This window comes from Pseudomonas sp. BRG-100, from assembly GCF_000737955.1.
Lineage (GTDB): Bacteria > Pseudomonadota > Gammaproteobacteria > Pseudomonadales > Pseudomonadaceae > Aquipseudomonas > Aquipseudomonas synxantha_A.
In genome coordinates this window covers 3,060,502-3,084,074 of record NZ_JPRX01000001.1, presented here as the reverse complement: position 1 = coordinate 3,084,074, position 23,573 = coordinate 3,060,502, and the positions used below count along the sequence as shown (strand labels likewise).

At 60.6% G+C, this 23,573-nt stretch carries 26 protein-coding genes and 1 tRNA gene; 21 read left to right on the top strand and 6 right to left on the bottom strand.

The annotated features are described in order from the left end of the window. The first annotated feature begins 56 nt into the window (after window positions 1-56). Window positions 57-281: a hypothetical protein gene (locus tag JH25_RS28665; protein WP_161992138.1), complete on the top strand. Its 225-nt coding sequence runs from the start codon at window positions 57-59 to the stop codon at window positions 279-281. A 38-nt stretch (window positions 282-319) separates the two neighbouring features. Here JH25_RS28665 and JH25_RS13675 read toward each other — a convergent pair whose 3' ends face one another. Continuing rightward, the gene (locus JH25_RS13675; RefSeq protein ID WP_005783616.1) at window positions 320-577 is read right to left on the bottom strand and encodes a hypothetical protein; all 258 of its coding nucleotides are present in this window, start codon (window positions 575-577) and stop codon (window positions 320-322) included. A gap of 343 nt (window positions 578-920) precedes the next feature. Here JH25_RS13675 and JH25_RS13680 point away from each other — a divergent pair, with 343 nt between their 5' ends. From JH25_RS13680 to JH25_RS13700, 5 genes are all read left to right on the top strand, one after another. After that, window positions 921-1,313, top strand: a complete 393-nt coding sequence (locus JH25_RS13680) for a DUF2846 domain-containing protein (RefSeq protein ID WP_171905465.1) — start codon at window positions 921-923, stop codon at window positions 1,311-1,313. A 73-nt stretch (window positions 1,314-1,386) separates the two neighbouring features. Then, window positions 1,387-2,079 carry a hypothetical protein gene (locus JH25_RS13685; protein WP_032878484.1) on the top strand — a complete coding sequence of 231 codons (693 nt, stop codon included), beginning with the start codon at window positions 1,387-1,389 and terminating at the stop codon, window positions 2,077-2,079. A gap of 503 nt (window positions 2,080-2,582) precedes the next feature. Then, window positions 2,583-3,263, top strand: a complete 681-nt coding sequence (locus tag JH25_RS13690) for a CsgG/HfaB family protein (protein WP_005783620.1) — start codon at window positions 2,583-2,585, stop codon at window positions 3,261-3,263. Window positions 3,264-3,292: 29 nt separating this feature from the next. Continuing rightward, entirely contained in the window at window positions 3,293-3,655 is a 363-nt protein-coding gene (locus tag JH25_RS13695; RefSeq protein WP_032878483.1) for a DUF4810 domain-containing protein, read from the top strand. Continuing rightward, window positions 3,652-4,302, top strand: coding sequence for a DUF799 domain-containing protein (locus JH25_RS13700; RefSeq protein ID WP_032878481.1), 651 nt, complete (start codon window positions 3,652-3,654; stop codon window positions 4,300-4,302). The genes JH25_RS13695 and JH25_RS13700 overlap by 4 nt, the downstream gene beginning before the upstream one ends. A gap of 6 nt (window positions 4,303-4,308) precedes the next feature. Here JH25_RS13700 and JH25_RS27660 read toward each other — a convergent pair whose 3' ends face one another. Next, the gene (locus JH25_RS27660; RefSeq protein WP_050549372.1) at window positions 4,309-6,528 is read right to left on the bottom strand and encodes a M10 family metallopeptidase C-terminal domain-containing protein; all 2,220 of its coding nucleotides are present in this window, start codon (window positions 6,526-6,528) and stop codon (window positions 4,309-4,311) included. Between the two features lie 224 nt (window positions 6,529-6,752). Here JH25_RS27660 and JH25_RS13705 point away from each other — a divergent pair, with 224 nt between their 5' ends. The 3 genes from JH25_RS13705 (at window position 6,753) to JH25_RS13715 (ending at window position 9,691) form a co-directional block, all read left to right on the top strand. Beyond that, window positions 6,753-8,381, top strand: a complete 1,629-nt coding sequence (locus JH25_RS13705) for a vWA domain-containing protein (protein ID WP_032878480.1) — start codon at window positions 6,753-6,755, stop codon at window positions 8,379-8,381. A 153-nt stretch (window positions 8,382-8,534) separates the two neighbouring features. Then, a complete protein-coding gene (locus JH25_RS13710; protein ID WP_032878478.1) occupies window positions 8,535-9,107 on the top strand; it encodes an RNA polymerase sigma factor in 573 nt (190 codons plus the stop codon). After that, the gene (locus JH25_RS13715) at window positions 9,104-9,691 is read left to right on the top strand and encodes a hypothetical protein (RefSeq protein ID WP_032878477.1); all 588 of its coding nucleotides are present in this window, start codon (window positions 9,104-9,106) and stop codon (window positions 9,689-9,691) included. Before JH25_RS13710 ends, JH25_RS13715 begins: the two co-directional genes overlap by 4 nt. Window positions 9,692-9,739: 48 nt before the next feature. Here JH25_RS13715 and JH25_RS13720 read toward each other — a convergent pair whose 3' ends face one another. Next, the gene (locus JH25_RS13720; RefSeq protein WP_032878476.1) at window positions 9,740-10,771 is read right to left on the bottom strand and encodes an SDR family oxidoreductase; all 1,032 of its coding nucleotides are present in this window, start codon (window positions 10,769-10,771) and stop codon (window positions 9,740-9,742) included. A 116-nt stretch (window positions 10,772-10,887) separates the two neighbouring features. Here JH25_RS13720 and JH25_RS13725 point away from each other — a divergent pair, with 116 nt between their 5' ends. Next, the gene (locus tag JH25_RS13725) at window positions 10,888-11,766 is read left to right on the top strand and encodes a LysR family transcriptional regulator (RefSeq protein WP_032878475.1); all 879 of its coding nucleotides are present in this window, start codon (window positions 10,888-10,890) and stop codon (window positions 11,764-11,766) included. A 324-nt stretch (window positions 11,767-12,090) separates the two neighbouring features. Here the strand turns inward: JH25_RS13725 and JH25_RS13730 are convergent. After that, a tRNA-Arg gene (locus tag JH25_RS13730) sits at window positions 12,091-12,167 on the bottom strand. Between the two features lie 195 nt (window positions 12,168-12,362). Here JH25_RS13730 and JH25_RS13735 point away from each other — a divergent pair. From JH25_RS13735 to JH25_RS13785, 11 genes are all read left to right on the top strand, one after another. Beyond that, entirely contained in the window at window positions 12,363-13,079 is a 717-nt protein-coding gene (locus JH25_RS13735) for a Crp/Fnr family transcriptional regulator (protein WP_032878474.1), read from the top strand. An 87-nt stretch (window positions 13,080-13,166) separates the two neighbouring features. Beyond that, window positions 13,167-13,709, top strand: a complete 543-nt coding sequence (locus JH25_RS13740) for an RNA polymerase sigma factor (protein WP_050549371.1) — start codon at window positions 13,167-13,169, stop codon at window positions 13,707-13,709. A 103-nt stretch (window positions 13,710-13,812) separates the two neighbouring features. Next, entirely contained in the window at window positions 13,813-14,040 is a 228-nt protein-coding gene (locus JH25_RS13745; protein WP_003187543.1) for a RebB family R body protein, read from the top strand. Between the two features lie 18 nt (window positions 14,041-14,058). After that, window positions 14,059-14,631, top strand: a complete 573-nt coding sequence (locus JH25_RS13750) for a hypothetical protein (RefSeq protein ID WP_032878471.1) — start codon at window positions 14,059-14,061, stop codon at window positions 14,629-14,631. Window positions 14,632-14,713: 82 nt separating this feature from the next. Further along, the gene (locus JH25_RS13755) at window positions 14,714-15,340 is read left to right on the top strand and encodes a hypothetical protein (RefSeq protein WP_003187547.1); all 627 of its coding nucleotides are present in this window, start codon (window positions 14,714-14,716) and stop codon (window positions 15,338-15,340) included. Between the two features lie 40 nt (window positions 15,341-15,380). Beyond that, window positions 15,381-15,701, top strand: a complete 321-nt coding sequence (locus JH25_RS13760; RefSeq protein WP_032878470.1) for a hypothetical protein — start codon at window positions 15,381-15,383, stop codon at window positions 15,699-15,701. 82 nt (window positions 15,702-15,783) lie between these two features. Beyond that, complete coding sequence (locus JH25_RS13765; protein WP_005783676.1) at window positions 15,784-16,098, top strand: RebB family R body protein; 315 nt, start codon at window positions 15,784-15,786, stop codon at window positions 16,096-16,098. A gap of 50 nt (window positions 16,099-16,148) precedes the next feature. After that, window positions 16,149-16,463: a RebB family R body protein gene (locus JH25_RS13770; protein WP_003187551.1), complete on the top strand. Its 315-nt coding sequence runs from the start codon at window positions 16,149-16,151 to the stop codon at window positions 16,461-16,463. 294 nt (window positions 16,464-16,757) lie between these two features. Beyond that, window positions 16,758-18,200: an NADP-dependent succinate-semialdehyde dehydrogenase gene (gabD, locus tag JH25_RS13775; protein ID WP_032878469.1), complete on the top strand. Its 1,443-nt coding sequence runs from the start codon at window positions 16,758-16,760 to the stop codon at window positions 18,198-18,200. Window positions 18,201-18,378: 178 nt separating this feature from the next. Beyond that, window positions 18,379-19,656 (top strand): 4-aminobutyrate--2-oxoglutarate transaminase, encoded by a 1,278-nt coding sequence (gene gabT / locus JH25_RS13780; protein WP_032878468.1) that lies wholly within the window; start codon window positions 18,379-18,381, stop codon window positions 19,654-19,656. A 118-nt stretch (window positions 19,657-19,774) separates the two neighbouring features. Next, complete coding sequence (locus tag JH25_RS13785; RefSeq protein WP_032878467.1) at window positions 19,775-20,983, top strand: HDOD domain-containing protein; 1,209 nt, start codon at window positions 19,775-19,777, stop codon at window positions 20,981-20,983. A 99-nt stretch (window positions 20,984-21,082) separates the two neighbouring features. Here JH25_RS13785 and JH25_RS13790 read toward each other — a convergent pair whose 3' ends face one another. Next, window positions 21,083-22,084, bottom strand: coding sequence for a GGDEF domain-containing protein (locus JH25_RS13790; RefSeq protein WP_032878465.1), 1,002 nt, complete (start codon window positions 22,082-22,084; stop codon window positions 21,083-21,085). A 188-nt stretch (window positions 22,085-22,272) separates the two neighbouring features. Then, window positions 22,273-23,457 carry a delta-9 fatty acid desaturase DesA gene (gene desA, locus JH25_RS13795; protein WP_005783697.1) on the bottom strand — a complete coding sequence of 395 codons (1,185 nt, stop codon included), beginning with the start codon at window positions 23,455-23,457 and terminating at the stop codon, window positions 22,273-22,275. Window positions 23,458-23,573: the final 116 nt, after the last annotated feature.

Genomic DNA, 23,573 nt, shown 5'->3' with positions numbered 1-23,573 from the left:
AGTGAAGGAAATGGGAAGGGAAAGTGATTAAGCCTAGATCAAGGTGGCAGGCGTTTTTGTTATTGTTGATTTATCTGTTTTTATTGTTTTTGTTGGTGGGGGCTATCGCAAAACTCATGGGGGCGCTGGTTAATTATTCAAAGATTGGTGTATGGGACTTTAGTTGGGCTGAAGTCGTAGATATGTTACCCGGTGTTTTTGCCTATGCAATACCTACTGGGGTAGGCGTTTGGATACAGTCCTGGTTGAAAAATCGTAAAGAAAGTGGCCAAGGGAATTGAGCGCAAAGCGGGCGACACAAAGGCCACCTGATTTTCACTCAGGACGGATCGGCATTAAGCCTGCGACTGATGACATCCAGCAAATCACACCCGTCGCGCAGCGGAATGGCCAGCAAGTGGGCGAAGTCTGAAAGCACTACGGCATCGCTGCTGAGTTGTTCGCGGAAGGCCAGGTTTTCCAGCAGTTGGGTGACGGCCCGAATGCGGTGCACGGCGGCGTCGTGAAGGACGTCGAGAGGTGCCTGGGTGTCGATGATCAGGGCTGGGACGGTGCAGTCGTGGCCGGTTAGGGGAATGTATCGATTCATCATTAAGCTCTCTGGATTATTGAGGGCTCGTTCTTCGGGTCGCCAAACCCGGTCACCTTTTGAGCGACGACCGGACTATAAGCGCCTCAGCTAAAACCGCGCAAGGCGTCACACTGATGGCACACATTGCTCATGTCACGCCATCCACTGCCGACACAACGGCGATGACCAACGCATCAAAAAATGAGATCCCGCCATCATCGGCACTCTCAAAACCGCTCCACCGTTACCCACAAGGAAGAAATACATGATCAAGCTGTTCTGCAAAGCCGCTGTCGTTCTGTCCCTGGCCACGCTGTTTGGCTGTTCCTCGACGCCGTCGGTGGAGAAGATGCAGGCTGACGTGGCGAACTATTCGCTGCCCAAGGCTGCCGTGGCCGATAAAGGTTTGGTGTACGTCGTGCGCCCTAGCAATGTCGGGATGATGGTGCGGTTCAATGTGTTCCTGGATGACAAGGAAGCCGACTCGGAGATGGGTTACAACCGTGGTAACCAGTACATCTATTTTTTCGTGACGCCGGGCAAACACGTGATCAGCTCCAAGGCTGAAAACTGGGCGGACATGCCGATTGATGTCAAAGCGGGTGAGGTGGTTTACCTCAAGCAGGAAGTCGAAATGGGCTTCGCCGTGGCGCGTAACAGCCTCAAAGCGCTGAGCGAAGTCGAAGGCCGTTATCTGGTCAAGGATGCGTCCTTGGGCACCATTGCCAAAGAAAGCAAATGAGTTGAGCCAGTGTTTCGGCAGGGCCCAGGCCCTGCCGACTTCTCGTATTCACTGCAAACATTAAAGGACTGATGTGAAAAACCTCCTTTTCATTCTCCTCACCACCCTCATCCTCGGCGGCTGCGTCAGCCACCCCCTCACCCCCGAAAACCGCGCGCAGATCAAGACCGTCAAAGTCCTGCCCGTGAAGTGGGAAAAGAACATGGTGTACTTCGGCCGTGAACAAGCCTGGGGCGCGGCCCTGGGGGCCGGGGTTGGTGCCGGTGTTGGCATGGCCAGCGGGGCGTCCAAGGTGGGTACTGCGGCGTTGAGTGGCGCCGGGTTTGCCGGCGGTATGAAGCTTGGGCAGTTGGCCGAGATGCCGACGCCGGTGGCTATTCTGACGGTGATGGAGGCGGAAAAAATCGACGTAGGCGTGTTGCTCAAGCAGGGCTTTGTCGATGAGTTGGGCAAGACTTCGACGCTCAAGGTGGTCGGCGATGATGAGCCCGCCGATGCGCAGATCCAGCTGACCGTTTCCGAGTGGGGTTTTCGCCTGACCCAGGGTTTCAGCAGTGTGATTTATCCGACCCTTAACGTGTTAGCGCAGATGGATCGCGGCGATGAGATGGTCTGGCGCACCTTTGAAGCGGTCACGCCGTTTAATGGCCAGAACGTCTATGGCTACACGCCGCTCACTTACCGCACCGACCCTGAAGCCTTGCGCCGGGCGTTGACAGGGATTACGCAGATTTCTGCGCAGTATCTGGTGAAGGAGCTCAAGTAGGACTGTGCGAAGGCTGGCTGCTGTCGGTGGGCGGGCTTGGACTAATGCCAGTCAGGGTTAAGCGCAGTTCCCCTGTGGGAGCGGGCTTGCCCGCGAAGGCGGTGTGTCAGTCGCTGCATCTGTTGCTGCACTACCGCTTTCGCAGGCAAGCCAGCTCCCACATTTGATCTTCGTTGCTTTGGGCATTGCGTTCGTTTAATTGATCGGCATTGGGCTTGCCCGCGAAGGCGGTGGGTTAGTCGCTGCATCTGTTGCTGCACTACCGCTTTCGCAGGCAAGCCAGCTCCCACATTTGATCTTCGTTGCTTTGAGTATTGCGGTCGGCAGTAGGGTAACCCCCCCACCTATGGCCGAAACAACTTGAGAACCGCTCTCAACCCCGTAAAATGCCGCAGCCGTTGCATCACCGTCTTTCAGGGAAGAATCCAGGCCAGCGCGCTTTCAGGCTGCCTATCTCCTTGGAAAACCCGGCAACGCTGATTTCCTCACCCAAGGAGCACCCTGTGAAGACACTGTCCAAAATCCTGCTGTCGGGCCTCACCGCCGCGGCGTTGTTGACCGTGGCCGGTTGCGCCACCGAGAGCAACCGCGCGATGCCGGTGGAGCAAGTCGCCAGCGCCCACGTAGCCTATTCCGGCGTGCGTGTGCCGATTGCCGTGGGCAAGTTCGACAACCGCTCCAGCTACATGCGCGGCATCTTCTCCGATGGTGTCGACCGTCTCGGCGGCCAGGCCAAGACCATCCTCATCACCCATTTGCAGCAGACCAACCGCTTCAGCGTGCTGGACCGCGACAACATGGGCGAGATCTCCCAGGAAGCCAAAATCAAAGGCACCGTGCAGAAGCTCAAGGGCGCTGACTACGTGGTGACCGGCGATGTGACCGAGTTCGGCCGCAAAGAAACCGGCGACCGCCAGCTGTTCGGCATCCTCGGCCGTGGCAAGACCCAAGTGGCCTACGCCAAAGTCGCGTTGAATATCGTCAACATCAACACCTCCGAAGTGGTGTATTCCACCCAGGGCGCCGGTGAGTACGCGCTGTCCAACCGTGAAGTGATCGGCTTCGGCGGCACCGCCAGCTACGACTCCACCCTTAATGGCAAGGTGCTGGACCTGGCCATGCGCGAAGCGATCAACCGCCTGGTCGACGGCATCAACGCCGGCGCCTGGAACCCGCGTAACTGATCAGCAGCACCTCAAGGAGCAGTACACGGATGAGCAAGGCAGTGAAGTTGGCGCTGACGCTGGCAGCAATCGCAACGGTAACCGGGTGCCAGACGGCGCCCCAGCCCCTGTATCAATGGGAAAGCTACCAGCCTCAGGTTTACGAGTACTTCAAGGGCGAACCCAAGGAAGCGCAGGTGGAAGCACTGGAGCGCGATCTGCAGAAGATCAACGCCAGTGGCCGCAAGGCGCCGCCGGGTTACCACGCGCACCTGGGCATGCTGTACATGAACATGGGCAAGGATGACCAGATGGTGCAGGAGTTTCGCACCGAGAAGGCGCTGTTCCCTGAGTCTGCTGCGTACATGGACTTTCTGCTGAAAAACGCCAAAGCCGGAGTCGCCACTAAATGAGCCTGTTAAAACTCACCGGCGCCTTGCTGGCCCTGGCGTTGCTCGGCGGTTGCGCCGCACCCAAGACGGTTGATTATTCGGCGTACAAACAGGCGCGGCCCAAGTCGATCCTGGTACTGCCGCCGATCAATGAATCGCCGGAAGTGCAGGCGTCCTACAGCCTGGTGTCGCAAGTCACCTACCCGCTGGCCGAAGCCGGCTACTACGTGTTGCCGATTGCCCTGGTGGACGAAACCTTCCGCCAGAACGGCCTCACCACCGCCAACGATATCCAGGCCGTACAACCGGCCAAGCTGCATGACATCTTTGGTGCGGACGCGGCGCTGTACATCACCATCAGCGAGTACGGCACCCAGTACATGCTGATCTCCAGCGACACCTCGGTGACGGCCTCGGCCAAACTGGTGGACCTGCGCACCGGCACCACCCTGTGGACCGGTTCGGCGCGAGCGTCGAGCGAGGAGGGCAACAACAACGGTGGCGGCCTGGTGGGCATGTTGATCACGGCGGCGGTCAAGCAGGTGATCAACAGCTCCACCGATGCGGCGCACCCGATTGCGGGTATCACCAGTGCGCGGTTGCTGTCGGCAGGGCGACGTACCGGGATTCTGTATGGCCCGCGTAATCCGAAGTACGGCACGGACTGAACTGCGTCACCTCTGACGACGGTGCCGTTGGATCAAGTCGATGCGGGTGGCTGTGCCCATGGAGTCGCGCTGCCCGCTCACGTGGGTGCCGATGGAACCGTTGTGCAAGGCAACGATTTCGCCCGTATCGACGCTGATCAGCGGTGAGCCGGAAGTGCCGGGCTTCTTGAAGGCATCATGGTAGACCGTGCCCTGATAGGGGCTGCCCTGGTCGTATCCCTTGAGCGTGGTGGGCTGGCCCTTGGCATTTAAAAACGAAATGCCGAGGGCCTCTTGCCCATGGTTGGGCATAAAGACTTTCTGCCCAGGCGATGCTTGGGGGCCGGAGGCCAGCTTCAGGGGCGGGAACTGCTCGGCCAAGGCTTTTTTCTCGCCTGCGGGCAAGTCGACACGCAGCTCGGCATAGTCCAACCGGGCGTCGCCACTGAGTGGCGTGGGGTCCAGCGGCACTTTGCGCTCTACCTTCATCCGGCCGGTGCTGTCTTGTTCATACCCCAGCCACAGTTCGAGCTTGCTGCCTTTGGCCAGCGCGTGGCGCACATGTTGGTTGGTCAGTACGCTGTTGCCATCGTTGATCAGCGAGCCGGTACCCAACGAACGGGTATGCACCCGTTCATAGCCCCATGAGTCCCGTGTGACCGTCACTTCGCGGATACTGCCCACGGCCCTGGCCGCGGTATGCATCGGCGTGCCCTTAAGGGATGCGTTGGCGTAGTTCTGCAAGGAGAACGGCGCTTGTTGTGGGGCGAGCATTGGCTCGGGGCGGGGCTTGTACGGTGCTGTCTGCGCTGGCGTCGGCGGTTGCGGAGTTGTTGGCGGTTGCGGCGTAACTCGGGCGGGTGGGGTTGGCACACGGTTCGGCTGGGAAGCTCGGCTGATCACGTCGTTTGGCTTGATTGGCCCTTGGCTCTTGATATACAGGTCGGCTTGGCCCGAGCCATCCAGGTCAATCGCCAGGCTGTGCTGGCGCGTGTTCGGCTCATAACCAAGCAACGCCTCGCCCGGCCGGCCACTGAAGCGGCGCACAAACTGCAGGTCCTTGATACCCGCGGCCTGCATTGCGGCAAACACATCGATCTTGTCCTGCCCGCTGGTGAAATCGGTGATCAGGTCGGGGCGTTGCGCGGTCGACTCGCTGGCGTTGTTATACACAAAGGTATCCTTGCCCGGCCCGCCGGTAAGGGTGTCCTGGCCCAGGCCACCGGTCAGGCGGTTATCGGCGTGGTTGCCGATGAGTCGATCAGCACCCGTGCCGCCAATGGCATTTTCCAGCGTCACGCCTTTGGCAATGGAGACGTTGCCTTTCATGCCGCCGACATCGGAGAAGTGTTCAGCCTTCAGGTTGATGGTCTGGTCCTGATGAAACCGCGAGAAATCCAGAGTGTCGTTGCCGCCCCCATCCCACACGCTGAACACGGGTGCGTCGTCCGCTGAGTTGAGGCTGAGAAAGTCGCGCCCGGTATTGGAGTTGAAGCCGTAGACCGTGTCGGTGTCGCGGGTTTTGTAATTGGCACCGTAGAGCTTTTGGATGGCGGTGATGTCGTCCATCAGCGGCGCGCCGGCATAGTGGGTTTGGCGGTTTTTGTTGTGATCATGGCCCAGATGACCTGCCCACCAGTAACTCATCAGGCTGTAGGCGCGGTTGTCCTCGGCGTAGCGGGCGTTTTCAGCGTAACTGCCGCCATTGTTGTATTTGCCGGGATGCATGAGGCCCAGGGTGTGGCCGATCTCATGGGCCAGCAGGTACCGGCTGAAACTACCGTGAGTGAAGGGTCGATTCATGCCGTCTGACGCGAACCAGGCTTGGGTGCCATCGCTGTAGATGCCTGGATAAGACGCATGGCCCGACTGGCCGGTCTGGTTCGGGTCATTGCCCAGTAACAGTTGCCCTTTGGCCTCGGGTGCATTCTCAGTGAAAGAGATATTGGCGACATCCGCCCAAGACTGCATGGCGCGCCTGGCCTGCTCTTTTTGAGACGGGGAGAACTCGTTAGCGCCGGTGGGTGTGCTGTAGGTGGCTTGTGAAGGTGTGAAAAAACGATAGCCGATAGGTGTGGTGCCGTCTGGGTTCTGCACTTTCCAACGATAGCCCGTTCGAGTGATTTGATCTGCCGCTTGCTCGGTGGCGTAGGACAGCTTGTCTGAAGCGGCCCCGGCATAGCTCGGGCGTTCGGCGAATGAGGGCGGCTCATAGCGGTGTGTTAGGTTATTTTTTACGGAGTTCATCGCGATTTCTCTGATGTAAAAAGGCTCCAAAGACGTCAAGAAACAGGCTGTTCTGACAGGGAGGCGAACTCTCGATATGTGGCTGGTGGTAATGGCAGGTTCACCCGGTTGTGTCTCGAAGTGTGACGCAGCAATTGGGCGAAGAAATATCCGTGGTTAACCCGTACCGGTGCTGCGTTACGTCTGAGCTGTTGAACGGCTCATTCACTCACGAGGTTCAGCCCATGTCCCGCTCTGTGCTCTTGCTGCGTCCTGCTGCCCAAGGCTTTGCCGTCACCCTGCTGGTGGCTCTGGCTGGGTGTGGGCTGTCATCGTCCCCCGACGTCGCCAAGCCGATTGAACCCGCGCCTCTAGCCGAGCTGCACAGCGCGCCGATCCAGAATGCAGTGGTCAAGCGAATGGCGATGCCGGCACCGATGGCGGTGCGAGAAATGGCGACGATGGACTACCGCAGCGAACCCCGCGAGCAATACGCCAACCTGCCGGATAACCCGGTGCATCGCGTCGCCGAGACCCCGGTCTCCACCTTCAGCGCCGACGTCGACACTGGCAGCTATGCCAACGTCAGGCGCTTCCTCAATCAAGGTCGCCTGCCGCCCGAAGACGCCGTGCGATTGGAGGAAATGGTCAACTACTTCCCGTACAACTATGCATTGCCCACTGATGGCTCCCCATTTGGCGTGACTACCGAGCTGGCCGCCACGCCCTGGAACCCGCGTACAAAACTGCTGCGCATCGGTATCAAGGCCTCCGATAAAGCCGTGGCAGAATTGGCGCCCGCCAACCTGGTCTTCCTGGTGGACGTGTCCGGCTCCATGGACCGCCGCGAAGGCTTACCGTTGGTCAAAAGCACGCTGAAATTACTGGTGGACCAACTGCGTGATCAGGACCGCGTGTCACTGGTGGTGTACGCCGGTGAATCCCGCGTGGTGCTCAAGCCCACCTCGGGCGCTGAAAAAGCCAAGATCCGCAACGCCATCGACCAACTCACTGCCGGTGGCTCTACCGCAGGCGCGTCCGGCATCGAACTGGCCTACCAGATGGCTCGCGAAGGTTTTATCGACAAGGGCATCAACCGCATCCTGCTGGCCACCGATGGCGACTTCAACGTGGGCATCAGCGACTTCGACAGCCTCAAGCAAATGGCGGTGACCCAGCGCAAAAGCGGCGTGTCCCTGACCACCCTCGGCTTCGGTGTGGGTAACTACAACGAACACCTGATGGAACAACTGGCCGACGCGGGTGACGGTAACTACGCCTACATCGACAACCTGCGTGAAGCGCGCAAGGTGCTGGTGGAGCAACTCAGCTCGACCCTGGCCGTGGTCGCACGGGATGTGAAATTGCAGGTGGAATTCAACCCCGCCCAGGTCAGCGAATACCGCCTGCTGGGCTATGAAAACCGCGCCTTGAAGCGTGAGGATTTCAATAACGACAAAGTCGATGCCGGCGAAATCGGCGCAGGCCATACAGTGACCGCGCTGTACGAAATCGTGCCCAAGGGCGAGAAGGGTTGGTTGGAGCCGTTGCGATATGCCAATGCACCGACGGCCGAAAGCAAATCCGCCGAGCTGGCGATGCTACGGGTGCGCTACAAGCCCGCTGCGGGCGGCAACAGCCAATTGATCGAGCGCCCTATCGCCAACCAGGCCACCCCGGCCAGCGACGACCTGCGCTTCTCCTCTGCCGTTGCCGCGTTCGCCCAACAGCTCAAGGGTGATGGCCGCTACACTGGCAACATGAGTTTGCAAGACACCGCCACACTGGCACGCTCGGCCCGCGGCGATGACCCGTTCGGCCTGCGCAACGAATTCGTGCAACTGGTGGAACTGGCCCAAAGCCTCAAACCCTGATCTGGCCCACAACGATGTTCAAATGTGGGAGTGGGCTTGCTCCCGATGGCGGTGTGTCAGTATCCGATGTGCTGTATGACCCACTGCTATCGGGAGCAAGCCCCCTCCCACACTAATCCTGCTTCGGCTGACAAAAAGGAGTTCGCCCATTACATGGCCGTCCCAGACGATCCACCCAGCGACGAATCGCTGCTGGCCCGCTACCGAACCGGCGACGCTGGCGCATTTGAAGCCCTCTACACGCGCCACCGTCAGGGCCTGTACCGCTTCCTCGTGTCCCTGTGCAACAAAGCCGAACTGGCCGAAGAAATCTACCAGGACACCTGGCTCAGTCTGATCCGCAGCACCACCCAGCCACAAGGCCGGGCGAGTTTTCGTACCTGGCTGTTCCAGATCGCCCGCAACCGCCTGATCGACCACTGGCGCAAGCACGGCATCCACAACCCCCTGCACGACAGCTACGACGAACAGTTGCACGCCCAACCCGACGACAGCGCCGGCCCCGAGCAACAACTGAGCCTGAGCCGCGACCAGGCGCGCCTCGACGCCGCCCTGCAAGAATTGCCCGAAGACCAGCGCGAGGTGTTTTTGTTACGCCTGCATGGCGACCTCGAAGTGCCGCAAATCGCCACCCTCACCGGCGCCCCGCTGGAAACCGTAAAAAGCCGCTTGCGCTACGCCCTACAAAAATTGCGGCGCCTGCTGGCCGAGGAGGTACCTGTATGACTGACTCCCGACACACCCCGGACGACGCGCTGCTCCAGCACTACCGTCAACACAGCACCGGCGAACCGCCCGCGTCCCTCGACGCCTTCATCCTCAACGCCGCCCGCCGCGAAGCGCCGGTGCCGCAACCGAACCTGTGGCAACGCTGGCTGCAAGCCTGCCAACGCCCGCGCTGGCAAATGGCATTCGCCACCGTCGCCGGGTTGGCGCTGATGATCGGCGTGGTCATGCGCTCCCCCGTGCCGCAGCCCGAAATCTCAACCGCGACATTCTCCGCCCTGCGCCACGAAGAAGCCGCCCACCCAGCGCCGCAAGCGTTTTCCGCCCCCGCGCCAATGGCCCGCATGGCGATGGCGCCACGGGTTGAAAGTGCGCCGGTTCAAGCCGAAAGCGCAGTGGCGGATCAGCCAGCGGCGAAACTCAGCAAGCGGGCGCTGCCTACGTTGGAAGAAGGTCTGCAGGAAATTGTGAACCTGCGTCGAGCGGGTGAAACCAGGGCAGCGGATGAAAAACTGCTGGCGCTGTATCAACGCTTTCCTGAGCAGGACTTGCCGGCACGGCTAGAGGCGTTGCAAAAGCATTGAACCTGACGCCACGAACCCGCCCCAGGCCTGTCGACCTGGGGCTTTTTATTACAACCCGCCGTAGGCTCGGGACCAGGCCACCGTGTCAGTGAGGGTCTGCTCCAGCACGCGAAAGCTCAGCCCCAGTTCCTCTTCACTTTTGCGGTGGTCAAAGCGGGTACGGTGCTCCTCACGTATCAACAGCCGCAACGTCGCCATGCTCAGCAAAATGGGTTTGCCGGTCAGGTAGGCGTAGGCCTCTTGCACCGCGGCTAACAGGTAGAGCACAGGCAGCGGCAGTTGGCGCGAGGGCACCTTGACCCCGGCAATACTCCCCAGCGCCGGAATCAGCTGGCGCATGGTCAAGTTGCGACCGGCCGCGAGATAACGCTCGCCCCGTCGCCCGTTTTGGGCGGCGGCAATGTGCGCCCAGGCCACATCGCGGGCATCGACCAGAGAAAAGGTGCCAGGAATCAGCCCCGGCAACTTGCCGTTGATAACGTCCCTGACCAACTGCCCCGAAGACGTCGGCCCACGGTCACCCGGCCCCCACATCCAACCGGGCAAGACCATGCAGGCGTGCATCTGCGGATGGCTTTCAAGAAACCTCAACACCTCCCGCTCAGCGAGGATCTTGCTGCGGTAGTAGTCATCCGCATCGGCTTCGGCCCGCAGGCACGTCTCGTCGATCGGCGTACCGGGGGCACCGTCGAGCACGGCAATCGACGAGGTATGCACAAACCGTCGCACACCGGCGTCATACGCCTGTTGCAGCAGGGCTCGCGTACCGACGACATTGATCTTTTCCAGCTCCTCCCAATGGCTGCCGCCCTTATAGTTATCCCGAAAAAACGCCGCGCAGTGAAACACCGTATCGCAGCCTTGCAACGCCGCCGCGAAGGCATCCACATCAGCCATATCCCCCACCACCTGCTCCACGCCCGGCACATCGCCGAACTGCTGCGCACCCTTGGCCGCCGAGCGCACCAGCGCCTTCACCGCATAACCCCGTGCGACCAGCTCCCGTACCAGGTTGTTGCCCAGCAAGCCGGTGGCACCGGTCACAAAGGTGCTGCGCAAGCGATTGGGGTTCTTGTTCATACAGGCCATTCCATTTGTTGAGAAGGCCAGTAGATATACCGGTCAGCCTGCGCCGTAAAAACAGCGCCTGCGGCATAATGGCTTTGCACATCTGCACACCAGGGAAGCGCGGAGATATGGCATTGCAGGCAAATTGGGATGATCTTCGACTGCTGTTGGCAGTCTCACGGCGCGGCAGCTTTTTACAGGCGGGCCAGTTGCTCGGTATCGCGGCGTCTACCGTCTCCCGCCGCCTCACCCAACTGGAAACCGCCCTGGGTGAACCACTGGTGGAACGCGGCGTGGAAGGCTGCCGGCTCACCTCCCGAGGCCAAGCCCTGGTAGACGTCGCCCTAGCGGCCGAATCCGGCCTGCGACGCCAGACCCCCGTCGACGGCACGCCAGCAACCCTCAGCGGCACCGTGTTGGTGAGCGCTGGCGAAGGCTTTTCTGCCAGCGTGCTCGAAGCCGCCAGCCGCCTCACAGCGCAGCACCCAGGCTGCTCCGTAGAACTACAGGTCACCACCGACTTCCACAAAATCGTACGAGGCGTGGCCGACATCGCCATACGCACTGCACACCTGGGCGAACCCTCCCTGATCTACCGAGGGCTCGGCAAACTCGCTTACGGCGTGTTCGCCACTGCCGAATACCTGCAACGGTTTCCTGCGCTAACTCCCGCCACTGCCGCAAGTATCGCCTTGCTGCCACCGCTGGACCTGCTACCGCAAATGCGCGCCGCGAAAGCTGCGGGGCTGGATCATGCGCCGATTAGGGTGAGTTCGTTTGCGGTGCAGCTTGAATCGGTGAAGCGTGGGATGGGGGTGGCGGTGCTGCCGCGTATTTTGGCTACGGGGTTGAGTGAGGTTTTTCAGGAGATAGAACTGCCGGCGATGGAGGTTTATCTGGTTACACGGCCACAGGCGTTGAAGCAGGGGCATATTCAGGGTTTTTTTGGGGTGTTGGAGGGGGTGTTGCGGGAGGCGTTGAGGGGGGATGGTGAAGTGGTGGTATAGGGGGGTTAATGATTAAGGCGCGGCGTAGGTACAGGGCATCGTTCGCAAAAAGCCATAAGTCTCCGGACTGGGCTTTCTCAATTCAAAATCAGCGACATTGGCACGCCGAGTCTAAATTGATCGAAAAGTGACCGATTATTAGCCATTAATGCATGTTTAGCTGTACAGCTAAACATGCGATTTAAGCTACAGAAGGCACTCTGTAAATTACTCATAACGCCGACCCCTACAACCTCAAGGCGGCTTAATGCATCCAGCCGGTAAATAAAACTTAAAAACAAAAAAGCCCCAGATCTCCCGACCTGAGGCTTTTTCATTCATATCTGGTGCACCCGGCGGGATTCGAACCCACGACCCCTGCCTTCGGAGGGCAGTACTCTATCCAGCTGAGCTACGGATGCTTGTGCGGGCGACATCATACCCATGTCGACCTGATGCGTCCATTCCGGCATTTCCCCCGCCCCCTGTCGTCCATTTCCGACAAAAAATGGCTAATCGCCACCCTCATTCACAACTCCCCGCGCCGCACGTCCCTTTGTTTGCTTTGCTCTTGTGGCTTTAACCCGCTTCCACGCCGCAATTCCCCAGGTGAACGCATGCATTCCAAAGGAACCGTGATGCTCGATCTCCCGCTCAGACAAACCCTGCTGGCTCGCTCCGATTTGTTTCGAGGTATGCCGGAGCATCTCTTGCGCTACGTTGCCACCCATATGGTGGAGCGCACGCTGGATGATCGTGAGCTGTTGTATTTCAAGGACGACACCCTCGAATTCATTGCGCTGGTGGTGGAGGGCCGGATTTATTCGGTGGTGCATGGGCCCGATGGTCGGGAGCAGATCATTGGCAGTACCGGGGCCGGGCAGGTGGTGGGGGAGACGGCGTTGATCAAGGATCATGGGCGCGAGTCTTCCACCTTCGCCAGTGGCCCTACGCGCTTGTTGCAGTTGGGTAGCCGGCATTTTGCTGTGTTGTTTGAGGAACCGGCGTTTCTGCGGCGTTTGTTGATGTTGATGATGCTGCGTTTGCTGCACGCCATCGAGTTGCTGGAGTTGGTGTGCCTGCATCGGCTGGAGTCGCGGTTGGCGCGGTTTTTGTTGGCCAATCTGGGCGAGATCGACCTGGCGCTGGCCTTGCCCAGTGTGTCGCTGCCCGCCAGCCAGGGGGTGTTGGCGTCGATGCTGAATACCAGCCGCCCCAAGCTTAATGTGCAGCTGCAGTTGTGGCGCCGCAGTGGCGTGATCAGCGGCAATCTGGAGCGCATGGTGATCAACGATCTTGAGCATTTGCGGCGCAAGGCGTTTGCCTTGAATTAGTTGCCGCAGTGTTCCCCAGGTAACAGCGTACCCCCGTCGAGCCCTCGCAGACTGGCCCTTCATCAAGGATGCACAGGAGTGCTGGCGATGGGGATGACTCTTGAGTTCAAGGATCAATGGGCCGCCGATGACCGTTTGTTCGAAGCGAGTTGGCGTGCCGTGCAGGGCGAGCTGAAGCGCCGTGCGCTGCGACGGGCCAAGGGCAATCTGGATCAGGGCCAGGAGTGGTTGTCGGCCACAGCGATCAAGGCCCTGTTGTTTTTTCGGCGTTCGCCGGAGCGCATTCGTGACCCTGAGGGGTTTCTGTTTCTGGTGCTCGATCATGTGTTTCTCGACAGCTTGCGGCGCAGCAAGCGCGAGGGGCGGCTGTTCGATGATTCGGTGGATCTTGAACACGATCACCTGGCCGCGCTCGCCGCGCCCTGCGCTTCGGTGCTGGAGCGGGTGGAATGTTATGAGCGCCTGGAGCAGATCGAGGCGCACGTCGCACGGTTACCGCTGTTGCAGCAGCGCTTGTTCGAGATGCGTTTTGTCGACGACCTGCCTTACCCGCAAATCGCCGCCGAGTTGCACGTCAAGCTGCCGCTGGTGCGCAAGCGTGTGCAACTGCTGCGCAGTGCTTTGCGCTGAAGGTGATTCACAGACGTTGGCGTGGGGCGTTCTAGTGATATGAGCGCAGCACGCCGCCGCTATCCACACCCAAACCTGGGTGAATGCCATCAAGGAGAGATGTATGACAGAGGTCAACAGCCAGATCACCGACGCGGTCACTCAAACCAACGTCAAGGTGGTGGCCGAGGCGCCGGCCCAGGCCATCGCGTCGCTGTACCAGGTGGCCAGCAGCGCGGCGGGCCTGTCGTTGCAGAACGCGGTCAACAGCCAGCAGGCGATGAATCAGATTTCCAACGCGGTGATCTCCAAGGCCGTGGCGCTGATCATGCAGATTGGCGAGAAGGGCTGAGGCCTCGGGAGATCGATTATGTCGTGGTTCAGCAGAAAGAAACCCGCCGCCTCCCAAGCAACGCCCGCCGCCGATCCACCTGCGCCGGCGCCCGCCGCACCGGCCTCGCGCTCGATCATGGCGCGCATGAACGAGCACCTGCTCAACCAGGTGAGCGCGCCGTCATCCGACAGCACGGCGGCGCTCAATAGCCAGATCGTGCAGGCGGTGCAGTTCACCAACGCGCAGAACTTTGCCTATGCCCCGGCGCAGATCGCGGTGCCGGCCGACATGATGATCAGCCAGGCGGCCGGGCTGGTGGCGCAGGCGGCGGCGGGGTACTTCGACGGGGTCAGCAAGATCGCGTTGGCGGCCCAGGCCGTGCTGCTCCAGCAAATGACCGAGAACATCGTCAACGACAACCTGCCAGGCGCTGCCGAAGACGCCTTGGGCGCCTTGGCCACCGACCTGCTGGTGGGCGCCGCTGCCGCCGTGGCCGCCGCCGCCGGAGCCATGGAAGCCGAAGCCGCCAGCGTGGCCATCGACAAGATCGACCAGAGCATCGCCAAGTACGCGAGCACCCTGGCCAACCGGGCCGCGCCAGCGGCCTGAACCCAGCACAGCGCTCCAGCGTTCGGCTGGAGCGGTGCAACAGCAACTTGAAAGCAACTTTTCTTGAGTGAGGAGCGACATCATGCAGCCTGGAGATATTATTTTTTCTGTCAAACAAGATGACGACAGCGCTACGCGGGCGTTTATCAAAGCCGGTCAACTGGTCAAGGCCAAGGTGTTCTCGCAGGACACGACCTACCTGAATGTGGTTCACCCGGCGATTGCGGTAAGCGACACGATGGTGATCGAAAGTGTGGGCAGTGGCCTGGCCCTGACCGACCTGAGCCTGGAAAAACCGCCGCGCTCGGCGATGGTGTTTTCCTGCGTGGATACCGAACTGGGCGAGGCGGCGACGGTAGCTGCCAAGCAGTTCTACTTCGACAAGATCGGCGGTGATATTCGGGGCCGCTACAGCGTGTGGAACGCGATGATTTCAGCGTTCCGGCGCTGGACTTCCGATACCAGCCTGGTGACGCGGATCAACGAGTCCATCGACATCGGCAGCGGGTCCTTTTGTTCGCAGTTCGCGGCCAACTGCTATGAAGTCGGCAACCTCTACAACGAGGCCAATCTGCTGCCGCCTCCGCCTGCCATTTTCCCCAACCAGCCTAGCGCCATAACGCCTGCGGAGTTGGCGACCTTCTGTGATTCCTCGCCGCACTTTTACTTTGCAGGGTTCTGGCAGGACAACGTTGAGGTGCGGCTTTAGCGGCGCTGTTGCCGCCCAGCCAGTGCCGCAGGAGGTTCACATGCAGCCACCGGTTCTATCCAGCGCTGATCGCCAGCGGCTTGAGGCGATGCTGCGCAGCCCGCAGATGTTCGAGGGTGCGCCGCGAGCCATCGTTGACGAAAGCCTCAAGCGCGCGGTGCAGGTGCTTGAACAATCGAAGACCAACGAGCAGGCCATTCGCCAGGCCGCCCAGCAGAGCGAGGCGGCGGTACGCCAAGCGCTGAATGGCGCGCCCGATCAAAGCGTCGAGCAGTTGGATCTCAAGCGTGAGGTGAACAAGGAGATCCAGCAGTTGATCGCACGGATCGAGGCCGCCCTGGCCGGACCTGCGAAATCCTGAAGCCACAGGTTTCACAGCCCTTGTTTGGCAACGTTCATTGATGAACACGGAATGCACCGTGTACTAAATAAGGAAATTGATCATGGCATTTGTTAACGAGCAAATTACCGACGCGGTCACCCAGACCAACGTCAAAGTGGTGGCCGAATCGCCAGCGATGGCGATGAGCACCATCTATCAATCCATGGCGCAGGCCACGGCGATTCTGTTCCAGAACGCCGTGTCGGCCCAACAGCAGCAAAACACCCTGGCCCAGGCGGCCACCAACCAGGGCGTGATGCAGATCTACAGCGTCGATACCACCGCAGGTGCGGCGGCCACCGAGAAAGTCGCCCAGGGCGGCGTGTCGGATAACCTCACCAGCCTGTTGACCGTGCTCAAGTCTTTCCAGCCTTAAGCACTGAGCGATAACGGATGTTGTTCTTTCTCAACCCAGGAGTTTCAACCATGAGTACAGTCAGCCCGCAAATCACCGATGCCGTCACCCAGACCAACGTCAAGGTGGTTGCCGAATCACCCGCGATGGCCATGAGCACCATCTACCAATCCATGGGCCAGGCCACGGCGATCCTGTTCCAGAACTCGGTCTCGGCCCAACAGCAACAAAACACCCTGGCCCAGGCGGCCACCAACCAGGGCGTGATGCAGATCTACAGTGTCGACACCACCGCTGGCGCCGCGGCCACCGAAAAAGTCGCCCAGGGCGGCGTGGCCGACAACTTGACCAGCCTACTGGCCGTGCTCAAGTCGTTCCAACCTTAAGCTGCGAGGTCCCCAACGGCCCCGGCGCCCACAAGGCTCCGGGGCTGTTGTCGTGTGCGCTTGATCTGAAAGATGAGCCGGATGCGCCATATTCGTTCTTTTTTTCGAACATCCTATTGCCCTGTACCCCCATTGATCCTAGGATTCGTTTGAGATTTCAAACGCTCTGTCTCCCGTGCGCACTTTTATTTCTTCCGCGCGCTGGGGCTGATTTCCCTGACGGCAGCCCACAAGGCGCCTTTCAACAACTCTAATTCGCTCCGCGTGCGCGCGGTGCTGTTAAGGAAAGCCGACATGCAGCTCAAAGATACCCAATTGTTCCGCCAGCAAGCCTTTATCGATGGCGCTTGGGTCGATGCGGACAACGGTCAGACCATCAAGGTCAACAACCCGGCCACGGGCGAGATTCTCGGCACCGTGCCGAAGATGGGCGCCGCGGAAACCCGCCGCGCCATCGAAGCCGCCGACAAGGCCCTGCCGGCCTGGCGTGCACTCACCGCCAAGGAGCGCGCCAACAAGCTGCGCCGCTGGTTTGAACTGTTGATCGAAAACCAGGACGACCTCGGCCGCCTGATGACCCTCGAACAAGGCAAGCCACTGGCCGAAGCCAAGGGCGAAATCGTCTACGCCGCCTCCTTTATCGAATGGTTCGCCGAAGAAGCCAAGCGCATCTACGGTGACGTGATCCCCGGCCACCAGCCCGACAAGCGCCTGATCGTGATCAAGCAGCCTATCGGCGTGACCGCAGCCATCACCCCGTGGAACTTCCCTGCAGCGATGATCACCCGCAAAGCCGGCCCGGCCCTGGCCGCCGGTTGCACCATGGTGATCAAGCCGGCCTCGCAAACCCCCTTCTCGGCCCTGGCCCTGGTTGAGCTGGCGCACCGCGCCGGTATCCCCAAAGGCGTGCTCAGCGTGGTCACCGGCAGCGCCGGCGACATCGGCGGCGAACTGACCAGCAACCCGATCGTGCGTAAATTGTCCTTCACCGGCTCGACCGAAATCGGTCGCCAGCTGATGGCCGAATGCGCCAAGGACATCAAGAAAGTCTCCCTGGAGCTGGGCGGTAACGCGCCGTTCATCGTGTTCGACGACGCCGACCTGGATAAGGCCGTCGAAGGCGCGATCATCTCCAAGTACCGCAACAACGGCCAGACCTGCGTGTGCGCCAACCGCCTGTACATTCAGGATTCGGTGTACGACGCCTTCGCTGAAAAGCTCAAGGTGGCGGTGACCAAATTGAAGATCGGTAACGGTCTGGAAGAAGGCACCACCACGGGCCCGCTGATCGACGAAAAAGCCGTGGCCAAGGTTCAGGAACATATCGCTGATGCCCTGAGCAAAGGCGCCACGCTGCTGGCCGGTGGCAAGGCGATGGAAGGCAATTTCTTTGAGCCGACCATCCTCACCAACGTCTCCAAAGACGCCGCCGTGGCCAAGGAAGAAACCTTCGGCCCGCTGGCGCCGCTGTTCCGCTTCAAAGATGAAGCCGACGTTATCGCGATGGCCAACGACACCGAGTTCGGCCTGGCCTCTTACTTCTACGCCCGTGACCTGGGCCGTGTGTTCCGTGTGGCCGAGGCCCTGGAGTACGGTATGGTCGGCGTCAACACCGGGTTGATCTCCAACGAAGTGGCGCCGTTCGGCGGCATCAAGGCGTCGGGCCTGGGCCGTGAAGGCTCCAAGTACGGGATCGAGGATTACCTGGAAATCAAATACCTCTGCCTGGGTATCTAAGGCGCGGGATTGCAGTAAACGCAGAGGGCACGAGAGCGCTGTCCCTTTGCGTGTTTCACATCGTAATTCGTAGTGGCCGGGAAAGCTGGGGCAGTCGATCATCGAATGCTGCCGTAGTTGCCTCCCCGCCACGTATGCCTTGGACCACGCCACCCGATGAGTGGCGAATGAGGACTTTATGAGCAAGACCAACGCTTCCCTGATGAAACGCCGCGAAGCCGCTGTACCGCGCGGTGTTGGCCAGATTCACCCGATCTTCGCCGACTCGGCGAAGAACGCCACCGTGACCGACGTTGAAGGTCGCGAGTTCATCGACTTCGCCGGCGGTATCGCCGTGCTGAACACCGGCCACGTGCACCCCAAAATCATCGCGGCCGTGACCGAGCAGTTGAACAAGCTGACCCACACCTGCTTCCAGGTATTGGCCTACGAGCCCTACGTCGAAGTGTGCGAAAAAGTCGCCGCCAAGGTGCCGGGTAATTTCGCCAAGAAAACCCTGCTGGTCACCACCGGTTCCGAAGCGGTGGAAAACGCGGTGAAGATCGCCCGCGCCGCCACGGGCCGTGCTGGTGTGATCGCTTTCACGGGCGCTTACCACGGCCGCACCATGATGACCCTCGGCCTGACCGGCAAGGTCGTGCCTTACTCGGCCGGCATGGGCCTGATGCCAGGTGGCGTGTTCCGTGCGCTGTATCCGAACGAACTGCACGGTGTGAGCGTCGATGACTCGATCGCCAGCATCGAACGCATCTTCAAGAACGATGCCGAGCCACGTGATATCGCCGCCATCATCATCGAACCGGTACAGGGCGAAGGCGGTTTCTACGTCGCGCCGAAAGTCTTCATGCAGCGCCTGCGCGAACTGTGCGACAAGCACGGCATCCTGCTGATCGCCGACGAAGTGCAAACTGGTGCCGGGCGTACCGGTACCTTCTTCGCCATGGAACAGATGGGCGTTGCCGCCGACCTGACCACCTTCGCCAAATCCATCGCTGGCGGCTTCCCGCTGGCCGGTGTGTGCGGCAAGGCCGAATACATGGACGCCATCGCCCCAGGCGGCCTGGGCGGTACCTATGCCGGTAGCCCGATCGCCTGTGCGGCAGCCCTGGCGGTGATGGAAGTGTTCGAAGAAGAGCACCTGCTGGACCGCTGCAAGGCTGTCGGCGAGCGCTTGGTGACGGGCCTCAAGGCCATCCAGGCCAAGTACCCGGTGATCGGCGAAGTGCGTGCCCTGGGTGCGATGATCGCGGTCGAGCTGTTCGAAGACGGCGACACCCACAAGCCAAACGCTGCCGCCGTTGCCTCCGTGGTGGCCAAGGCGCGTGACAAGGGCTTGATCCTGCTGTCCTGTGGTACTTACGGCAACGTGTTGCGCGTACTGGTGCCGCTGACCTCGCCGGACGAGCAGTTGGACAAGGGTCTGGCGATTATCGAAGAGTGTTTCTCCGAACTCTGACACGCCCCGCTCCTACGAAAAGCAAAAAAACCGCTTCGGCGGTTTTTTTGTGCCTGCTTCATTGTACGCACGCGGCGGCATTGTCTAAGGTGCAAGCATTGCCGATGGAGCGTGCTGGATGACTGCTGTTGATTTACCTGCTGTACCCCGAGTGTTGATTGCCGAGGCGGACCCCTGGTCGCGGGACCTGCTCAAGCAAGTGTTGTTGAATGTGCGTTGTGACGCGCGGCTGGATGTGTGCGCAGATGGTGACCACGCTGCTGCGCTGTTACGTGAGAAAAGCTATGACCTGATCCTGGCGGATTGGGAGCTTGCAGGCGTCGATGGTCTGAGCCTGCTGCGCAGTGTGCGCCAGCAGCGCCGCTCCCCTGCATTGCCATTTATTCTGCTGAGCAGTCGCAACGACAGCGCCAGCGTACGCGAAGCCTTGCCCCTGGCGCCCACGGCCTACCTGACCCGCCCGCTGAACATGGAGAGCCTGACCCAGCGCCTGCAAGACCTGCTGCTTAACGAGGGCGAAAGCGTGTATTGCGAGATCCCGGCGCTGGCACCGGGAATGACCTTGCCAGCATTCCTGGAGCAGCGCCGAGAGGTCTGCGATGGCGCACCGTTGCGCGTGGACGTGAAAGCGGCGGTGCATCGCAGCCTGGGCCCCGAGGGCGTGGACCTGCAGCAGCTTGAAGATCAGGTGCGCATGGACCCGCAAATCACCGCTGTGCTGATCGCTGCCGCCAACAGTGCCGGGTATCACGGCACGCCGGTGCAGACTCTGCACGCGGCCCTGAACAAGCTGGTCCCTGGGCAAAGCATGAACCTCATCCTGGGCCTTGCGCTCAAGCACAACGTGGTGCTGGGTGACTCTGGGCTGGTGGCCTACGCCGAGCGGCACTGGCAGTTGTCCGAGGACAGCGCCGAGTACGCCCGGCGCCTGGCACGCATGTTGGAACTGGATCACCAGCGCTGCTACAGCGCCTGCATCCTGCATCGGTTGGGCGACCTGGCCTTGTTGCGCTGCCTGGAGGACTGGCGCCAGGGCGGCGGCGCCCTGGATGACGAAGCCATAGGCGAATCCCTCGACGCCTTTGGCGCCGCCTACGGTTCGGCGTTGCGCACGCGTTGGCGCTTGCCGCTGGAATTGCGCCAATTGATCGCGGCCACCTATTCACTGGAAGGCGGTGTGTATTCACGCGAAGCCTTGGTGGTGAACCTGGCGACGCAGATGGCGCGGTTGACCGAGCACGAAGGGCTGCAAGAGCTGGCCGGCAGCAAGACGGCGCGGTTGCTCAAGGTGGGCTTGTCCGAACTGACGCGAGTACGCAAAACCTGAAACACACACCGATCAATTGTGGGAGCTGGCTTGCCTGCGATAGCGGTGGGTCAGCCAAGACGCCATCGCAGGCAAGCCAGCTCCCACAGTTGATCGGTATTAACCGGCTATAACGCGGTTCTTGCCTTGGCGTTTTGCCTCATACATCGCTGCATCCGCCCGGGCGAACAGGCTGTCGAGGGTGGAGTCATCTTCACGCAAGCTGGCCAGGCCCTGGCTGACGGTCACGCTGAACTCGCGCCCTTCATAGCTGAACAACAAGGCCTGGATCTCCTTGCCCAGCCGTTCGGCTACTTGCAGGGCCATTTCTGGCGCGCAACCGGGCAGCACAGCGGCGAATTCTTCGCCGCCAATGCGCCCGAACAGGTCGCCACGGCGCAATACCCCCCGACCACTCTCAGCGATGCGCCGCAGCACCTGATCGCCCTCCAGGTGGCCGTAGGTGTCGTTGACGTCCTTGAAGTCATCGATGTCCAGCAACAGGAACGCCAGCGGCGTGCCCTGAACGCAGGCGTTGTCGAACGCCTGGTTGGCGCATTCGAAAAAATACCGGCGGTTGCTGCTTTGGGTCAGCACGTCGGTGGTGGCCAGACGTTGCAGTTCCAGCTCCAGCAGCTTCTTTTCGGTGATGTCTTCGGCCATGCCAACCACAATCAGCGGTTCACCGGGCACCACCTGCTGGTTGATGTAGCACTTGTCACTCAGCCAGCGGATTTGCCCGTCGGCGGTGATGATGCGGTACTCGCGGTCTTCCACGGCGCCTTGTTCCAGCACGCGGGCCAGGCTGTGTTCGGCGTAATCGAGGTCTTCGGGGTGAACACTGTTGCGCCATTCGCGGTGGTCGGCCAACAGCAAACCGGCCGAACGACCGAATATGCGCTCGTAGGCTGGGCTCACATACAGCACGCGACGGGTTGCCCAATCGATGGCCCAGAGCACGGCGTTCACGCTGACCAACAGCGAACTGAGCAATTGCTCGCGCTCACTCAGCCGCTCCACTTCGCCCTGGGCATGCATCAGCGCCAACAGGGTCGCCGCCGCAGCTGGACGCGGCGGCTCGGCAGTGGGCACATCGGGCAGGCAGGGCTTTTCGTGAACCATCGGTACAACTCTCTCTGGGCGCGCCGCAGGATGGAGCAGCGGTCACTACAAGGGGTCACCATGATGGCGAAGTGTTCTTTGAGAGAGGGGATTTGCAGTGAAGTTCCGTGATCGGCATGGATTGACGGTGCCCGGAAAATGGCGCCAAAAAGCCAGTGTGTGGGAGGGCAAGCCCTCCCAAAGTACCGTCAGACCGCCGCAGGGCGCAGCGAGTAGGTCTTCAACTGGTGGGCAAAGTCGCGCAGGGATTGAATGCCGCTGGCCTCGGCTTCGTGCACCCATTCCTTGATCGCGGCCAGCATATCGTGGCCATTGGTGCTGGTCTTGAGCCAGATCTGCTGGAGCGCCAGACGCTTTTCATAGATCACGGTCAGCGCATGGCTGTGCTCCAACATGCTTTGGATGCGCAAGTGGTGACGGTCATCCAGCAAGCTGGTTTCCCGTGACAACAGGCGCTTGGCACGGTGGAACTGGTGACGTACCGAGTGATCGACCTTCTCCAACTCCTGCTTGACCAGCGGGCCGATCACCAACTTGCGGTATTGGGCCATGATCTGGAAGCGGTTGTTGAGGATCGCCATGGCGGTGTCCATATCCAGGCTGCCCTTGCCTTCGACACGGTGGGCGATGGGGGCAACACGCTGCACCTTGGCCAGGCGCAGGAAGCTGAACACCTTGATCCAGGCCCAGCCCAGGTCGAACTCCCACTTCTTCACCGACAGCTTGGCCGAGTTGGGGTAGGTGTGGTGGTTGTTATGCAGCTCTTCGCCGCCGACGATGATGCCCCACGGCACCAGGTTGGTGGCGGCGTCACGGCATTCGAAGTTGCGATAGCCCACGGCATGGCCCAGGCCATTGATCACGCCGGCGGCCCAGAACGGAATCCACATCATCTGGATCGCCCAGATGGTGATACCGATGGTGCCGAACAGCAGCAGGTCGATCACGCCCATGAGCGCCACGCCCAACAGCGGGTAGCGCGTGTAGAGCTTGCGTTCGATCCAGTCGTCCGGGCAGTTCTTGCCGTAGATGCGCAGGGTCTCGGGGTTTTCCGCCTCGGCACGGTACAGCTCGGCGCCTTTGCGCAGCACCGTGGACAGGCCCTTGATCACCGGGCTGTGCGGGTCATCGACAGTTTCGCATTTGGCGTGGTGCTTGCGGTGGATGGCGGTCCACTCGCGGGTGTTCTGCGCCGTGGTCAGCCACAGCCAGAAGCGGAAGAAGTGTTTCAGGCCGGCATTGAGCTCAAGCGAGCGATGGGCCGAATAACGGTGCAGATAGACAGTGACCCCAATAATGGTCACGTGGGTCATCAACAGCGTGACTGCCACCAGTTGCCAGGCTGACAGGTCAAGAAAACCGTTGTACCACATAGGCTGTATGGCCCTCAGATAAAGAAAAGAACAGCTCACGCATTATCACTAAGCCTACAGAGAAAACCAGCCGCTCTTTCAGATAGGAGTGACTGGATGTTTCTTATTCTATAATC

Excerpts from the sequence above, each read along its gene's own strand:
- JH25_RS13680 (WP_171905465.1), top strand. The coding sequence starts at position 921 with ATGCAGGCTGACGTGGCGAACTATTCGCTGCCCAAGGCTGCCGTGGCC.
- JH25_RS13695 (WP_032878483.1), top strand. The coding sequence starts at position 3,293 with ATGAGCAAGGCAGTGAAGTTGGCGCTGACGCTGGCAGCAATCGCAACG.
- JH25_RS13700 (WP_032878481.1), top strand. The coding sequence starts at position 3,652 with ATGAGCCTGTTAAAACTCACCGGCGCCTTGCTGGCCCTGGCGTTGCTC.
- JH25_RS27660 (WP_050549372.1), bottom strand. The coding sequence starts at position 6,528 with ATGAACTCCGTAAAAAATAACCTAACACACCGCTATGAGCCGCCCTCA.
- JH25_RS13705 (WP_032878480.1), top strand. The coding sequence starts at position 6,753 with ATGTCCCGCTCTGTGCTCTTGCTGCGTCCTGCTGCCCAAGGCTTTGCC.
- JH25_RS13710 (WP_032878478.1), top strand. The coding sequence starts at position 8,535 with ATGGCCGTCCCAGACGATCCACCCAGCGACGAATCGCTGCTGGCCCGC.
- JH25_RS13715 (WP_032878477.1), top strand. The coding sequence starts at position 9,104 with ATGACTGACTCCCGACACACCCCGGACGACGCGCTGCTCCAGCACTAC.
- JH25_RS13720 (WP_032878476.1), bottom strand. The coding sequence starts at position 10,771 with ATGAACAAGAACCCCAATCGCTTGCGCAGCACCTTTGTGACCGGTGCC.
- JH25_RS13725 (WP_032878475.1), top strand. The coding sequence starts at position 10,888 with ATGGCATTGCAGGCAAATTGGGATGATCTTCGACTGCTGTTGGCAGTC.
- JH25_RS13735 (WP_032878474.1), top strand. The coding sequence starts at position 12,363 with ATGCATTCCAAAGGAACCGTGATGCTCGATCTCCCGCTCAGACAAACC.
- JH25_RS13740 (WP_050549371.1), top strand. The coding sequence starts at position 13,167 with ATGGGGATGACTCTTGAGTTCAAGGATCAATGGGCCGCCGATGACCGT.
- JH25_RS13745 (WP_003187543.1), top strand. The coding sequence starts at position 13,813 with ATGACAGAGGTCAACAGCCAGATCACCGACGCGGTCACTCAAACCAAC.
- JH25_RS13750 (WP_032878471.1), top strand. The coding sequence starts at position 14,059 with ATGTCGTGGTTCAGCAGAAAGAAACCCGCCGCCTCCCAAGCAACGCCC.
- JH25_RS13755 (WP_003187547.1), top strand. The coding sequence starts at position 14,714 with ATGCAGCCTGGAGATATTATTTTTTCTGTCAAACAAGATGACGACAGC.
- JH25_RS13760 (WP_032878470.1), top strand. The coding sequence starts at position 15,381 with ATGCAGCCACCGGTTCTATCCAGCGCTGATCGCCAGCGGCTTGAGGCG.
- JH25_RS13765 (WP_005783676.1), top strand. The coding sequence starts at position 15,784 with ATGGCATTTGTTAACGAGCAAATTACCGACGCGGTCACCCAGACCAAC.
- JH25_RS13770 (WP_003187551.1), top strand. The coding sequence starts at position 16,149 with ATGAGTACAGTCAGCCCGCAAATCACCGATGCCGTCACCCAGACCAAC.
- gabD (WP_032878469.1), top strand. The coding sequence starts at position 16,758 with ATGCAGCTCAAAGATACCCAATTGTTCCGCCAGCAAGCCTTTATCGAT.
- gabT (WP_032878468.1), top strand. The coding sequence starts at position 18,379 with ATGAGCAAGACCAACGCTTCCCTGATGAAACGCCGCGAAGCCGCTGTA.
- JH25_RS13785 (WP_032878467.1), top strand. The coding sequence starts at position 19,775 with ATGACTGCTGTTGATTTACCTGCTGTACCCCGAGTGTTGATTGCCGAG.
- JH25_RS13790 (WP_032878465.1), bottom strand. The coding sequence starts at position 22,084 with ATGGTTCACGAAAAGCCCTGCCTGCCCGATGTGCCCACTGCCGAGCCG.
- desA (WP_005783697.1), bottom strand. The coding sequence starts at position 23,457 with ATGTGGTACAACGGTTTTCTTGACCTGTCAGCCTGGCAACTGGTGGCA.